The organism is Aestuariivivens sediminicola, assembly GCF_022662015.1.
Lineage (GTDB): Bacteria > Bacteroidota > Bacteroidia > Flavobacteriales > Flavobacteriaceae > Aestuariivivens > Aestuariivivens sediminicola.
On the sequence record NZ_JAKMCM010000006.1, the window covers coordinates 125,334 to 138,492 of the forward strand.

The following is a 13,159-nucleotide window of genomic DNA, read 5'->3' on the forward strand; positions in this document are numbered from 1 at the left end:
ACAAAACCTAGTCTAATGTATTGATGTAATACTCTTTGTACTTTGAGGCATCAAAATTAAACAAGGTTTTTGAAATCGGTTCATCCGTTTTAAAAGAATTAACAGTTAGCGTTGTTTTGGTGCCGTTCTTACCCATTTGTATGAGATTATAAATGTGTTTTGTCTGGGCGTCGATACCTAATAAGATACTTTTAATTTCTGAATTGGAATCGATGGGTGTGAGTTTCACATATTGAATCTTTCTTCCTTTTACATTTTGTATGATATCCATAGCATAGGTATACCCATCCTCGTAAAACGAAAGCATTTTACTAGGTGTTATACTGTCCTCATCGTCAATATCGACTGAAGAAATGGTGACCTCTTCATCCTCAGGACTTATATTATATATCTTTTTACCATCGTAAATTCGTGTTATGCCCAGAATATTAAGAACATATTTATCGCCTTCCATAACAACATCACCGCGGGTTTCTTGCCTGACATTCTCCGCCGTGTTTTCTAAAACATATTTAAAATCGATTGAAATATTGGTGTATCCCTTGACTTTCTGAGAGACTTCTTTCAACAGGCCCTTGGCATCATTGGTATTTTGAGAGTACATACTGAAAGGCACTGTAAGTAGTAAAAGGAGTATTAATTTTTTCATTTCTTTAAAGTTCATTTTCTAAAAGATTATCCAATGCAGCTAAATCAGGGACGAGAACCTGTCTTGCCTTGCTGCCTTCAAAGGGTCCTACAATACCGGCAGCTTCCAGTTGATCAATAAGTCTGCCCGCCCTGTTATATCCCAGTTTTAACTTCCGCTGTAACAACGAAGCCGATCCTTGCTGTGCGTTCACGATAACAATGGCAGCCTCTTTAAATAGCTGATCTCTGTCCTCTATGTCTATATCAAGACCTGTGCCACTTTCCTCCCCGACATACTCGGGAAGCAAATAGGCTTCCGGATAGGCCTTTTGAGCACCAATGTAGTCTGTAAGACGTTCAATCTCAGGGGTATCTACAAAAGCACATTGCAATCGTATCAAGTCATTACCCTGGGTGTATAACATATCACCACGGCCAATAAGTTGATCGGCTCCGGAACCGTCTAAAATCGTCCTGGAGTCTATCTTCGAGGTCACCCTAAACGCTATACGTGCCGGGAAATTGGCCTTTATAATCCCTGTAATGACATTCACCGATGGACGCTGGGTCGCAATGATAAGGTGAATACCAATGGCCCTTGCCAATTGTGCCAGACGCGCTATAGGCGTTTCTACTTCCTTTCCCGTTGTCATGATCAAATCCGCAAATTCGTCGACAACTAAAACAATGTATGGCAAAAATCGATGGCCGTCGTTAGGATTCAATTTGCGCGCCTTGAATTTCGCATTGTACTCGGCAATGTTTCTGCACATCGCGTTTTTGAGTAACTCATAGCGATTGTCCATCTCTATACATAACGAATTAAGCGTATTTATGACCTTGGTGTTCTCCGTTATGATGGCGTCTTCACTGTCCGGTAATTTGGCGAGATAATGGCGTTCAATTTTATTGAATAGGGTGAGTTCTACTTTTTTCGGGTCGACCAAGATGAATTTTACCTCCGCTGGATGCTTTTTATAGAGCAATGAAGTGAGAACAGCATTGAGCCCGACCGATTTTCCCTGCCCTGTGGCACCGGCCATCAATAAATGGGGCATTTTAGCCAGATCGACCACTAAGGTTTCATTGCTAATCGTTTTACCCAGGGCTATAGGTAACTGCATCTCAGAATTTTGAAATTTTTTAGAGGCGATTACGGATCTCATGGAAACCACGGTGGCATTTTTATTTGGGACCTCTATTCCAATGGTGCCTTTACCCGGAATGGGCGCTATGATACGAATACCCAGCGCGGACAGTGATAAGGCGATATCGTCTTCTAAATTCTTTATTTTCGATATTCGAATTCCGGCTTCAGGTACAATTTCATAAAGCGTTACCGTAGGACCGATGGTAGCCTTAATACTGGCGATTCCGATCTTATAATTATTGAGTGTCTCAACAATTTTGTTTTTATTTTCTTCGAGCTCATCCTGGTTGATCTTTATGCCCTCAGTATCATATTTTTTGAGCAGATCCAAAGGTGGAAATTTATAATTGCCCAACTCCAGGGTAGGATCATAAAGGCCAAAGTTTTCGACAAGTTTATTGGCCAGGTTATCCGTTTCAGAGTGCTCCTCCTTGACATGTTCAACGGTGATCTCAATAGGCGAACTTCCGGGACTGTCATTATCGTCGCCATCAATCGCTTCTTCATCAGAACGATGTGCTTCCAGGGATGCTTTATTTTTATTTGAACTCTCATCATCTGAGAGCTTATCAGTGTTTACATCCAGTTCAAATGCCGATCGAATCGCCTCAGCTTCCTGGGATAGGTTATTATCCAGAGGAACCGTGGTGTCAGTGCCATCCATGTCATTAAATTCATGGGCTATGTTCTTTTTGGCGGATCTGAATAGTTTAGAAATGCTTTCAAATGTAATTTTAAATCGGATGGCTAAATACGTGATGAGCCCGAATAACAATAGGAGAACAACACCTATTTTACCCAAATAATCCTGTAAGAACATATTGATTTCGAAACCTATAGTGCCACCAAGAACGTCAATGTTATCGGCAAAGAAACCCAAAAGCGTTGCGGTCCATATAACGATTATAGTGCCCCAAAACCAATGTTTTCGAAGTTTGGATTTATTAATGTCCATGAGAACATAAACACCGGATAGAAATAGCAGCCCTGCAAACAGGAATGAGGCAATCCCAAATCCACGATGTATAAAAAAATCACTCAACCAGGCTCCTGTCTTGCTCAGCCAGTTCTCGGCTTTGGTATCTCGTGCCAGAAACTCAGTTACGGTACTTTGGTCGGCTTTACCTGTAAAGAAATAGGATACGAACGAAATGAATAATAAAATACCAAAAAGTACCAGAAAACTTCCAAAAACGAGCTTTTGCTGACTGGATAACTTAAAACGTGGTCTTTTAAGTTTTGCTCTTGGTGTTTTTTTTGATTTCGTTTTCGCCATCGACGTATCAATTCAAATTATGGTTACAACAGGTGTTCAGCAAAGTTGTTTTCAGAATGCAACAAAAATACAAATTACAAACGTTTATCCTAAGCGCGAAAGTATTTAAAAAACTTTGGGTAAGTATATAATTAATCCGACTATTGATGCAAAAAATGCAGCAATAAATACGGCCCCTGCAGCAATATCTTTAATGAATCCTATTTTACTGTGAAATTCCGGATGTATAAAGTTGGCAACTTCTTCGATAGCCGTATTAACACCCTCAATACTTATAACTAAACCTATGGCCAGTATTTGCACCAGCCATTCGGTTTTAGATATATTAAAATAAAATCCGGCAATGGTAAGTAAAGCAGCCATAAGCACCTGCAGTTTGATGCTGGATTCTTTTCTTAAAAGTATCAAAGCACCTCGACAGGCATACTTAATACTTTTTAACCGATTGACCAGGAAGGACTCTTTATTGGACATTAATAGGCTTTAGGCACGCAATGCCTCTATTGCTGCATCGTAATTCGGTTCTTCAACAACTTCCTGCACCTGTTCCGTGTAGAGAATGGTTCCGTCTTCATCTAAAATGATAATAGATCGGGCTAAAAGGCCGCGAATAGGTCCGTCGATATAGGTTAGATTATAAGCTTCACCAAAATTACCATCGCGAAAATCCGAAAGCACTTCTACATTGTCAATCCCTTCCGCGCCACAAAATCGTGACATGGCAAATGGTAAATCCTTTGAAATGCATAAAATTTTCGTGTTTGGCAGTTCGCTTGCCTTTTTGTTAAAGGCCCTGACAGAGGCAGCGCAAGTGCCTGTATCAATGCTGTGAAATATGTTCATGATAACCCGATGTCCCTTGTAATCACTCAAGGTTTTATCTGATAAATCGGAGGCAGCTAATTCAAAATCAGGTGCTTTCTCACCAACCTGTGGTAAATCTCCTTTCGAGTGAATTGTATTTCCTTTTAAAGATAATATTGCCATTTTTATTTAGGTTTTGTTTTAGGTCTTAAAAATAAGAATATTAAATTGTTTGGAGTTTGAAATTTTAAATTTATTTCGAAAGTTAGGGGTAATAAGTTTTATCAATTTTGATATAATTTATTAGAATATCATTTAAAATTTCTTAAATTAATAATTGTTAATTTTATACTCATCTCAATTTAAAATTCTTAAAAATTTCAATAATGGAAAACATGAAACATTTAAACGGAGCAGGGAAGTGCCCTTTCAGCCATGGGGCAAACACTGCTACCGAAAAATCAGTGATGGATTGGTGGCCAAACGCACTAAATTTGGATATTTTACATCAGCATGACACCAAAACAAATCCCTTAGGGGAGGATTTTGACTATAAGGAAGCGCTAAAATCTTTAGATGTCGAAGCCTTAAAAAAAGATATGCATGACCTTATGACCAATAGTCAGGAATGGTGGCCGGCAGATTGGGGACACTATGGCGGACTAATGATTCGCATGGCTTGGCATGCTGCCGGTTCCTATCGTATTTCTGACGGTCGAGGAGGAGGAGGAACGGGCAATCAGCGTTTTGCTCCTCTAAATTCATGGCCTGATAATGTGAGTTTGGATAAGGCCAGACGCTTACTATGGCCTGTAAAGAAGAAATATGGCAATAAAGTCAGTTGGGCAGATCTTATGATCCTTGCGGGAAATATTGCCTATGAAAGCATGGGTCTTAAAACCTACGGATTTGCATTTGGTCGTGAGGACATTTGGGGTCCTGAAAAAGACGTGTACTGGGGTGCTGAGAAAGAATGGTTGGCACCTAGTGATCACAGATATGAGAATGTGGATAAACCGGAGACCATGGAAAATCCGCTGGCGGCTGTTCAAATGGGTCTGATCTATGTCAATCCGGAAGGTGTGAACGGAAACCCAGATCCTATAAAGACAGGTGCACAAGTTCGTGAAACATTCAAAAGAATGGCCATGAACGACGAGGAGACCGTGGCTTTAACGGCCGGTGGCCACACCGTTGGAAAAACGCATGGTAACGGGGATGCCAGTATTTTAGGTCCTGATCCTGAGGCAGCAGCCGTAGAGGAGCAGGGATTTGGATGGTCTAATCCTACAGGTACCGGTAAGGGTAGGGATACCGTTACAAGTGGTATAGAAGGCGCATGGACGACGCATCCGACCAAATGGGATAATGGTTATTTTGAAATGTTGTTCAACCATGAATGGGAAACGAGAAAAAGTCCAGCCGGGGCATGGCAATGGGAACCGGTCACGATTGAGGAGAAGGATATGCCTGTTGATGTAGAGGATTTTACGACGCGACACAATCCGATCATGACCGATGCCGATATGGCGATGAAGATGGATCCTATTTACAAAGAAATTTCATTGAAGTTCAAAGATGATTTTGATGCTTTTTCAGATGCCTTTGCAAGAGCATGGTTCAAGTTAACGCATCGTGATATGGGACCAAAGGATAGATGGTTTGGTCCGGACGTGCCTCAGGAAGATCTCATATGGCAGGATCCCGTTCCAAAAGGGAATGCCGATTACAACGTAGATGAGGTCAAAGCAAAAATTGAAGCCTCCGGCCTGTCTATTTCCGAAATGGTGGCAACAGCCTGGGATAGTGCGAGAACATTTAGAGGTTCCGATTACAGAGGAGGAGCCAATGGCGCTCGAATTCGATTGGCACCACAGAAAGATTGGGAAGGAAATGAGCCTGAGCGATTATCGAAGGTTTTATCGGTTTTAGAACCCATTGCTGCTGAATGTGGAGTGAGTCTTGCAGATACCATTGTTTTAGCAGGAAATATTGGCGTGGAAAAAGCCATTAAGAATGCAGGTATGAATATGAAAGTGCCTTTTGCACCAGGACGTGGTGATGCTTCGGATGAGATGACCGATGCGGAGTCTTTTGCTCCATTGGAGCCTTTAGCCGACGGTTACAGAAATTGGCAGAAAAAAGATTACGTCGTTAGTCCGGAAGAAATGATGCTCGATCGCACCCAATTAATGGGATTAACTGCTCCTGAGATGACCGCTTTGGTAGGCGGTATGCGTGTCATGGGAACCAATTACGGTGGAACCAATCACGGGGTATTTACGGATAATGTCGGTGCTTTGACCAACGATTTCTTTGTAAATCTTACGGATATGGCCTATGAGTGGAAACCTGCCGGAAATGGCACGTATGACATTCGCGATCGTAAAACCGGAGAAACGAAATGGACTGCCACCAGAATTGATCTGGTATTTGGTTCGAATTCGATTTTAAGATCGTATGCCGAGGTTTATGCCCAGGATGACAACAAGGAGAAATTTGTAAAGGATTTTGTGAATGCCTGGGTTAAAGTCATGAACGCAGATCGTTTTGACCTGGATTAATTATAGCGAAGATGCTAATTTAGAATTCTTATTGATACCCTAATTTTTAAGTAAGATTTGGGGTTCTAAATTCTGATTAATGCAAAAGCCTGTTGGAATGCCCAACAGGCTTTCTCTTTATTTTTATGTCAAAATTGAATTTTGTGTTCATCGCTGTAATAGTTCATCAATACCTTGTTCTGTTGCTCACATTATAAACTTCCGTTGTTAGGATCGACGCGGAACACTAAGGCTTTTTCTTTAACGAACTGCAACCTAACCGCAATATTACTATGAACGAGGTGTTGACAATTTAACCGCCTTTCGAGCTTAATTGTTTTATTTTGATGTTAAGAGCCGCAAAAAATAAAGTAGTGAACGGACTTAGCCAATTAAATATTGCATAAACGAAGTATTCGGCTACACCCACACCTAAAACACCGGACTGATAGGCACCGCAGGTATTCCAGGGAATTAATACCGAGGTTACCGTACCCGAATCCTCCAGTGTCCGACTTAAATTTTGTGGTGCCAATCCTCGGTCGTCAAATGCGTTCTTAAACATTTTACCAGGAATTACTATTGCCAAATATTGGTCGGAAGCAATTACATTTAAACCTAAACAGCTCACAACAGTACTGGCAAACAAACCAAATACGGTGGTAGCCACTGAAAGCAGGGCCCTAGTAACCCTCGCGAGGGCACCAATTCCATCCATAATACCCCCGAAAATCATGGCACTAATGATGAGGTAAATGGTCCAGAGCATACCCGCCATACCTCCCGAGGTAAAGAGCTCGTTTAAACTTTCATTTTCAGTACTAATCTGAGTATCTCTAATCACCGATGCAAATACGGCAAAAAGTTTTGAATCGTGCAGTTCATTTAGAACGGATGATTGAAAGATAAATGCAAAAATTGCTGCAAATACCACTCCTACAGCAAGTGCAACCAAAGGTTTGGTCTTCATTAATATTAAAGCAATAACGGCTATGGGAACCAAAAATAGCCAAGGGGTAATATTGAAAGCCGCATCAATTGACCCCAATAAATTACTTAAGTCTGTACTTCCTGTGGTATCTATGGTGGTGCTCAATATAGCAAATGCAACCAATGTAATGAGTATGGATGGTACGGTCGTGATAGTCATATATCGGATATGCGTAAAAAGGTCGGTTCCCGCAATGGCAGGAGCTAAATTGGTCGTGTCACTCAAAGGTGACATCTTATCCCCAAAATAGGCTCCCGAAATGACCGCCCCCGCAATCATACCGGTATGAATACCCAGGGCAGTTCCAATGCCAATCAAGGCAATGCCCACCGTGGCAGAGGTAGTCCATGAACTTCCTGTGGCTATGGAAATTAGGGCGCAGATCACCACACATGCAGGTAAAAAGATGGCCGGGCTCAACACCTGTAGGCCATAATAGACCATAGCCGGGATTACACCACTAACCAGCCAGGTTCCCGCCAGGGCACCTACAAGCAATAATATCATTACAGGAATAAAAATACTTTTTAAATTCTCGTAAATTTCAGTTAACATACTGAACAAAGGAACCTTATTGAAAAATCCTACGATCGCTGCGATCAATCCTCCAATTAAAAGTATGAATTGATTTGAGTAATCGCCCAGCATTGCACCATCTTCGAACTGGATGTTGTAAAACAGTAAACCCATTAAAATGATAACAGGGACCAGCGCTTCCCAAATGTTTAACTCTTTATTTTCAATTATATTCTGATCGTCGACTTTAATTTTGGAAAGGTTGCTGTTATCTTTCATGTAACTCGTGAAGTTTAAAGACGTAATGTTACGATTTTCATATTTGCTATGCAAATGAATGTGTATTGTGCTTACCTTTGTTGGTTTAAATTATGGTATATGGATTCGCTTACACAAATCGTATTAGGTGCAGCTTGTGGAGAAGCAGTTTTAGGTAAAAAAATTGGTAATAGAGCTATGCTGTTTGGCGCTATCGGAGGGACCATTCCGGACTTAGATGTCTATGTTGGTAGCCTAATATACGGTAATGCCATTGACAGTATGCTATTTCATCGCGGATTCATGCATTCATTCGTCTTTGCTTTTATTGCTGCCTTTCTTTTGGGATGGTTAATCTACAGGCTGTATAACACAGGGAGACGGTTTGGGACAACAACTCAGAAAGACTGGACCCACCTGTTTTTGTGGGCCTTGATCACCCATCCAATATTAGACTCCTTTACGCCCTATGGCACCGTACTATTTGCTCCATTTTCCAATTATAGGGTGGCATTTAACAACATAGCGGTGGTGGATCCGTTTTACACAATTCCTTTTCTGATATTTCTTTTGATCGCCATGTTTTTCAAAAGAACTTCAAAACGTAGAAGATTATTCCTATGGTGGGGTATTGGTATAAGTTCATGTTATATGCTGTTTACTATCGGGAATAAGGTGTACATAGATCATATCTTCAAAGCATCCCTGAGTTATAATAGTATTGAATATAAACGCTTTATGGTTCAGCCGTCAATTTTTTCAAACATCCTGTGGTATGGCATTGCAGAAACTGATACCGCTTATACGGTGGGACAGTATTCGTTGATGGATAGAGGAAACCGTTTTTTAAATTTTGTCGATCTCCCGAAGCAAAGGGATTTAAAACCTTCAGCATATACTGATATCAACAATTTAGCCTGGTTTAGTGATGGGTATTACAGTGTTTACAAAATTAGTGATAGTACCTATCAGTATAATGACTTAAGATATCCTTTACTCGATACGACTGATCCTAATTCTTCTGTCTTTTCCTTTAAGCTTTATCGCGACAATGGCCGTTTAAACATGAAGCCTTTTGAGCGTAATACGGAAAAAATAAATGTGGCTATTCAATCCATTTGGGAGCGTGCAAAAGGAATATAAAATTTAAAGGGTTAGGCCTAACTTCTCTGGACGTGGTTTGAGAATGTTTAACTCCATCATACATTCGTGCATCATCTTATAGGTGCGCTCTATGTCGGCATCCAATCCAATGGAAAAACGAATCAGTCCGTCACTTAATCCCATCAATTTTTGTTCATCTTCGGGGATTTCAGAGGACGTAGAGGTTCCCGGTGCACTGAATAGCGTTTTATAAAACCCTAAACTTACAGCGAGATAACCAAGGTTTCTGTGTTGCATAAGTTCCATGAGTTTATTGGCATTCTCGATCGAACCCACATCGATGGTAAGCATGCCACCAAAGCCATATTGTTCGTTCATCATGCGCTTATATAAATGATGCGAGGGATGAGATTCCAAACCTGGGTAAACCGTTTTCAATCCATCGGCTTCAAATTTTTTAGCCAGATACATGGCATTGTTACTGTGCTGTTGCATTCGAATGTGAAGTGTTCTCAGGTTTTTTAGAATGGAAGCCGCCCGCAAACTATCCATAGTAGATCCGAGTAACATCGACGCACCATCGTTAACATTGCGCAAATGGTTTATTAACTCTTGTGTTCCGCAAACCACACCTCCAACGGTATCGCTGGATCCATTTATGAATTTTGTAAGGCTGTGCACCACCACATCGGCTCCTAACTTGGCAGGTGAAATGGATAAAGGGGAAAAGGTGTTGTCTACAATAAGCGCGATCTGATATTTCTTGGCGACTTTCGAAAGGCCCTTTATATCGGCGATTTCCAATAATGGATTACTAACCGATTCACAAAATAGGACTTTGGTCTTTTCGGTGATGGCGTTTTCGACCTGTTCCAGATTGGTTATGTCAACAAATGTGGTTGAAATATTAAACCTGGGGGTGAAGTTTTTTAAAAAGGCATAGGTCCCGCCATAAATAGTTCTGCTCGATACCACATGGTCGCCGGAGCTACAAAGCTGCAAGAGCACTGAAGTAATGGCTCCCATACCCGAGGCTGCAACATTGGCAGTTTCAGTACCTTCCATGGCCGCAAGGGCCTCCCCGAGGTATAAATTAGAAGGTGATGAATGACGAGAATACAAATAACATCCATCGGCATTCCCCTCAAAGGTATCGAACATCTTCTTTGCCGATAAAAAGGTATATGTTGATGAATCGGATATGGAAGGGTTAACCCCACCAAATTCACCGAAATACTGTAAATCCTGAATGTTGTTTGCGGGTTTAAAAGCCATGATGATTATTTTTAAGTATAGTGCAAATTTCGAATAAAACAGAATAAAAATCAATATTATTATATAACTATAGAAAATAAAACTAATATAATTTGTTATTATAGATTATATTTTATTATTTTAATGATTTAATCCATATTTTAAGAAAATTATTCGGTTATGGTTTTTGATGCAATTGACAAGCGATTACTAGAGTACTTACAACAAGACAGCAAGCAAACGAATAAAGAACTATCTTTAAAATTAGACCTTTCTGTAACCGCAGTTTATGAACGCATAAAAAAGTTAGAAAGAGAAGGCTTTATTGATAGCTACGTGGCAATAGTAAATAAAGAAAAAATAGAAAAGGATTTCGTTGTTTTTTGTCATGTTAAACTCGTACAGCACGCTCAGGATTATGTGATTAAATTTGAGAAGGCAGTTACGAGTTTGAATGAGGTACTGGAATGTTATCACATCAGTGGTGATTATGATTATTTGTTAAAGGTAATTGTCAGGGATATGCCTTCCTTTCGTGAGTTCATGGTAAAAAAATTAACAACAATAGATCATATTGGAAGTACCCATAGCATGTTTGTGATCAGTGAGGTAAAGCATTCTACTGCCATTAACTTTTAATATGAATTCGACAAGATATAAAATCATTGAGTTTTTAGTCATTTTTATGGCTTTCCCCATTGGTTTGGCTTTTAACTATCCGATTTGGATTAAATTAAGTATTGGACTTCTTGGACTTATTTATATCGGGTTTGTTTTAACCAAACATGAGGGGATTGCCTTGAAGAGAAATAAGGCATTAGATTGGAAATGGTTTTGGAAACAAACCATGATCAAGTTCACAATAATAGCGATTTTAACAACACTTTTGGTTTGGCTTACCAACAAAACAGCACTCTTTAATGTCGTAATGACGAAACCTTATCTTTGGGTCATTATTCTTTTTATATACACTCTTTTTTCTGTTTATCCTCAGGAAATCGTCTACAGGACCTTTTTTTTTAAAAGATATCTCAGTCACATTAGTGACAAAAGGTTATTTATTGTTCTGAATGCGGCAGTCTTTTCAGTGGGGCATGTTTTTTTTAAGAATGGATGGGTATTACTCCTCACCTTTTTGGGTGGATTACTGTTTGCCATTACCTATTCTAAAACCCGTTCTACAATTTTGGTTTCCTTAGAACATGCCATCTATGGCTGTTGGCTGTTTACAGTGGGTATGGGTGAAATGTTGGGTTTCCCCCAATAGTTTTCTGATCAGTGACAGGCATCCCAAACAGGGTCCTGAGGTAATGGTGCCACAACTTTTATCGGAATTTTTTTTACTGGATGGGTGAACTCTATTTGTCTGGCATGTAAATGAATACTGGCGTCTTTATTGCTCCTGTCGAAACCATATTTTAAATCACCCTTTATGGGACAGCCGATACTACTGAGTTGTGACCGGATCTGATGATGTCTGCCCGTTTCTAATGTAATTTCAAGTAACACATAACGTTCTAATTGCTTAATGACCTTATAGCTCAGAACTGCCCTTTTAGCCCCTTTGGTTTCACGTGAATGAGCAGTAGATTTATTGTTCTTTGGATTCTTTATTAACCAGTGAATTAAGGTGTCCTCATGTTGTTCTGGCATGTTCTTCACCACGGCCCAATAGGTTTTGTGGATAGCATTCGAGTGAAATAAACTGTTTAATCTGGGCAAGACCTTACTCGTTTTGGCAAATACAACTATACCGGTTGTTGGTCTGTCCAGTCGGTGGACAACACCAAGGTACACATTACCGGGCTTATTATATTTTATTTTTAGGTAGGCTTTGACAATCTCACTTAAGGGGGGATCTCCGGTTTTATCACCCTGAACAATATCCCCAGCACGCTTGTTAACAACAATAATATGATTGTCTTCATAGAGTACTGCTAAATTCGAAACATTGGATACCGTCTTCATAAATTGACAAAAAGCAAACTTATGATAATTATTCGGACAAAATAAATTAATGCGAGATACCGGTGTAACTTAAAAAGGGAATACACGATGTATTCCCTTAAATTTTTCTTTAAATGGCAATTTTTAACGTTTAGGCAGTAATGGGCATTCGAAATACAGATCTATGGAATCAAAGTCATTTGGGTCAAGATCTTCTTCTGAACAGGCCATGGCATACTTGCTGGCATCCACACCATCTTTAAGTAGATTCATATGCCAACGCCCACCATTGTAATCTTGATCTCCAGGTTTTGAATCTGAAATTAAAGGCAGTCCACCGTAAAACATCGCTTCTGGCATCATATATAATTCGTCAAAATTACCCTTGCCGGGTTTGAAGGTTGCCGGAACTACAATTGCCGTATATTCAATACAATCTGCCCAAACCGGTGGTCGTTCTCTTCCTGAATTTTCTGACTTATTGGAGCCCGATTTACTCGAAACGTCAACACCCGAGCTAACATCGGTGATATACTGCAGAAGTTCCAAATTATTGACTTTTTGATTTGGGATAACTTCAGTGGATTCATCGGAGCATCCTGTTGAAACAGCGAACAGTCCGAAGAGTAACATAGAAATAATCGTCATTTTCATGATAAATAGCTTTTAAGATTAATAATGATTCA

At 40.0% G+C, this 13,159-nt stretch carries 12 protein-coding genes; 4 read left to right on the forward strand and 8 right to left on the reverse strand.

Going from position 1 to position 13,159, the window contains the following annotated elements; genetic code table 11:
• Positions 1-7 precede the first annotated feature (7 nt).
• From lolA1 to tpx, 4 genes are all read right to left on the reverse strand, one after another.
• Complete coding sequence (gene lolA1, locus MR041_RS13395; RefSeq protein ID WP_242094733.1) at positions 8-649, reverse strand: outer membrane lipoprotein periplasmic chaperone LolA1; 642 nt, start codon at positions 647-649, stop codon at positions 8-10.
• 4 nt (positions 650-653) lie between these two features.
• Positions 654-3,056 carry an FtsK/SpoIIIE family DNA translocase gene (locus MR041_RS13400; protein ID WP_242094734.1) on the reverse strand — a complete coding sequence of 801 codons (2,403 nt, stop codon included), beginning with the start codon at positions 3,054-3,056 and terminating at the stop codon, positions 654-656.
• Positions 3,057-3,161: 105 nt separating this feature from the next.
• Positions 3,162-3,530, reverse strand: coding sequence for a diacylglycerol kinase (locus MR041_RS13405; protein ID WP_242094736.1), 369 nt, complete (start codon positions 3,528-3,530; stop codon positions 3,162-3,164).
• 9 nt (positions 3,531-3,539) lie between these two features.
• Positions 3,540-4,043, reverse strand: a complete 504-nt coding sequence (gene tpx, locus MR041_RS13410) for a thiol peroxidase (protein WP_242094739.1) — start codon at positions 4,041-4,043, stop codon at positions 3,540-3,542.
• A 203-nt stretch (positions 4,044-4,246) separates the two neighbouring features.
• Between tpx and katG the strand changes: the two genes are divergently transcribed.
• On the forward strand, positions 4,247-6,424 hold the full coding sequence (gene katG / locus MR041_RS13415; protein ID WP_242094741.1) for a catalase/peroxidase HPI: 2,178 nt from the start codon (positions 4,247-4,249) through the stop codon (positions 6,422-6,424).
• Positions 6,425-6,716: 292 nt separating this feature from the next.
• Here katG and MR041_RS13420 read toward each other — a convergent pair whose 3' ends face one another.
• The gene (locus MR041_RS13420; RefSeq protein ID WP_242094742.1) at positions 6,717-8,189 is read right to left on the reverse strand and encodes a Na+/H+ antiporter NhaC family protein; all 1,473 of its coding nucleotides are present in this window, start codon (positions 8,187-8,189) and stop codon (positions 6,717-6,719) included.
• 99 nt (positions 8,190-8,288) lie between these two features.
• Between MR041_RS13420 and MR041_RS13425 the strand changes: the two genes are divergently transcribed.
• Complete coding sequence (locus MR041_RS13425) at positions 8,289-9,311, forward strand: metal-dependent hydrolase (protein ID WP_242094743.1); 1,023 nt, start codon at positions 8,289-8,291, stop codon at positions 9,309-9,311.
• Between the two features lie 3 nt (positions 9,312-9,314).
• Here MR041_RS13425 and MR041_RS13430 read toward each other — a convergent pair whose 3' ends face one another.
• Positions 9,315-10,547 carry an aminotransferase class I/II-fold pyridoxal phosphate-dependent enzyme gene (locus MR041_RS13430; RefSeq protein WP_242094744.1) on the reverse strand — a complete coding sequence of 411 codons (1,233 nt, stop codon included), beginning with the start codon at positions 10,545-10,547 and terminating at the stop codon, positions 9,315-9,317.
• A 159-nt stretch (positions 10,548-10,706) separates the two neighbouring features.
• Here MR041_RS13430 and MR041_RS13435 point away from each other — a divergent pair, with 159 nt between their 5' ends.
• The gene (locus MR041_RS13435) at positions 10,707-11,165 is read left to right on the forward strand and encodes an Lrp/AsnC family transcriptional regulator (RefSeq protein WP_242094746.1); all 459 of its coding nucleotides are present in this window, start codon (positions 10,707-10,709) and stop codon (positions 11,163-11,165) included.
• Position 11,166: 1 nt separating this feature from the next.
• Entirely contained in the window at positions 11,167-11,793 is a 627-nt protein-coding gene (locus MR041_RS13440; protein ID WP_242094748.1) for a CPBP family glutamic-type intramembrane protease, read from the forward strand.
• A gap of 8 nt (positions 11,794-11,801) precedes the next feature.
• On the opposite strand, the gene MR041_RS13445 is transcribed toward MR041_RS13440, so the two are convergent.
• On the reverse strand, positions 11,802-12,494 hold the full coding sequence (locus tag MR041_RS13445) for an RluA family pseudouridine synthase (protein ID WP_242094750.1): 693 nt from the start codon (positions 12,492-12,494) through the stop codon (positions 11,802-11,804).
• A 123-nt stretch (positions 12,495-12,617) separates the two neighbouring features.
• Positions 12,618-13,127: a hypothetical protein gene (locus MR041_RS13450; RefSeq protein WP_242094752.1), complete on the reverse strand. Its 510-nt coding sequence runs from the start codon at positions 13,125-13,127 to the stop codon at positions 12,618-12,620.
• Positions 13,128-13,159 lie beyond the last annotated feature (32 nt).

What these genes read in the sequence shown, in the direction of transcription:
- MR041_RS13430 (WP_242094744.1), bottom strand. Translation starts at nt 10,547, where the DNA reads ATGGCTTTTAAACCCGCAAACAACATTCAGGATTTACAGTATTTCGGT.
- MR041_RS13420 (WP_242094742.1), bottom strand. Translation starts at nt 8,189, where the DNA reads ATGAAAGATAACAGCAACCTTTCCAAAATTAAAGTCGACGATCAGAAT.
- katG (WP_242094741.1), top strand. Translation starts at nt 4,247, where the DNA reads ATGGAAAACATGAAACATTTAAACGGAGCAGGGAAGTGCCCTTTCAGC.
- MR041_RS13440 (WP_242094748.1), top strand. Translation starts at nt 11,167, where the DNA reads ATGAATTCGACAAGATATAAAATCATTGAGTTTTTAGTCATTTTTATG.
- MR041_RS13400 (WP_242094734.1), bottom strand. Translation starts at nt 3,056, where the DNA reads ATGGCGAAAACGAAATCAAAAAAAACACCAAGAGCAAAACTTAAAAGA.
- lolA1 (WP_242094733.1), bottom strand. Translation starts at nt 649, where the DNA reads ATGAAAAAATTAATACTCCTTTTACTACTTACAGTGCCTTTCAGTATG.
- MR041_RS13445 (WP_242094750.1), bottom strand. Translation starts at nt 12,494, where the DNA reads ATGAAGACGGTATCCAATGTTTCGAATTTAGCAGTACTCTATGAAGAC.
- MR041_RS13405 (WP_242094736.1), bottom strand. Translation starts at nt 3,530, where the DNA reads ATGTCCAATAAAGAGTCCTTCCTGGTCAATCGGTTAAAAAGTATTAAG.
- MR041_RS13450 (WP_242094752.1), bottom strand. Translation starts at nt 13,127, where the DNA reads ATGAAAATGACGATTATTTCTATGTTACTCTTCGGACTGTTCGCTGTT.
- MR041_RS13435 (WP_242094746.1), top strand. Translation starts at nt 10,707, where the DNA reads ATGGTTTTTGATGCAATTGACAAGCGATTACTAGAGTACTTACAACAA.
- tpx (WP_242094739.1), bottom strand. Translation starts at nt 4,043, where the DNA reads ATGGCAATATTATCTTTAAAAGGAAATACAATTCACTCGAAAGGAGAT.
- MR041_RS13425 (WP_242094743.1), top strand. Translation starts at nt 8,289, where the DNA reads ATGGATTCGCTTACACAAATCGTATTAGGTGCAGCTTGTGGAGAAGCA.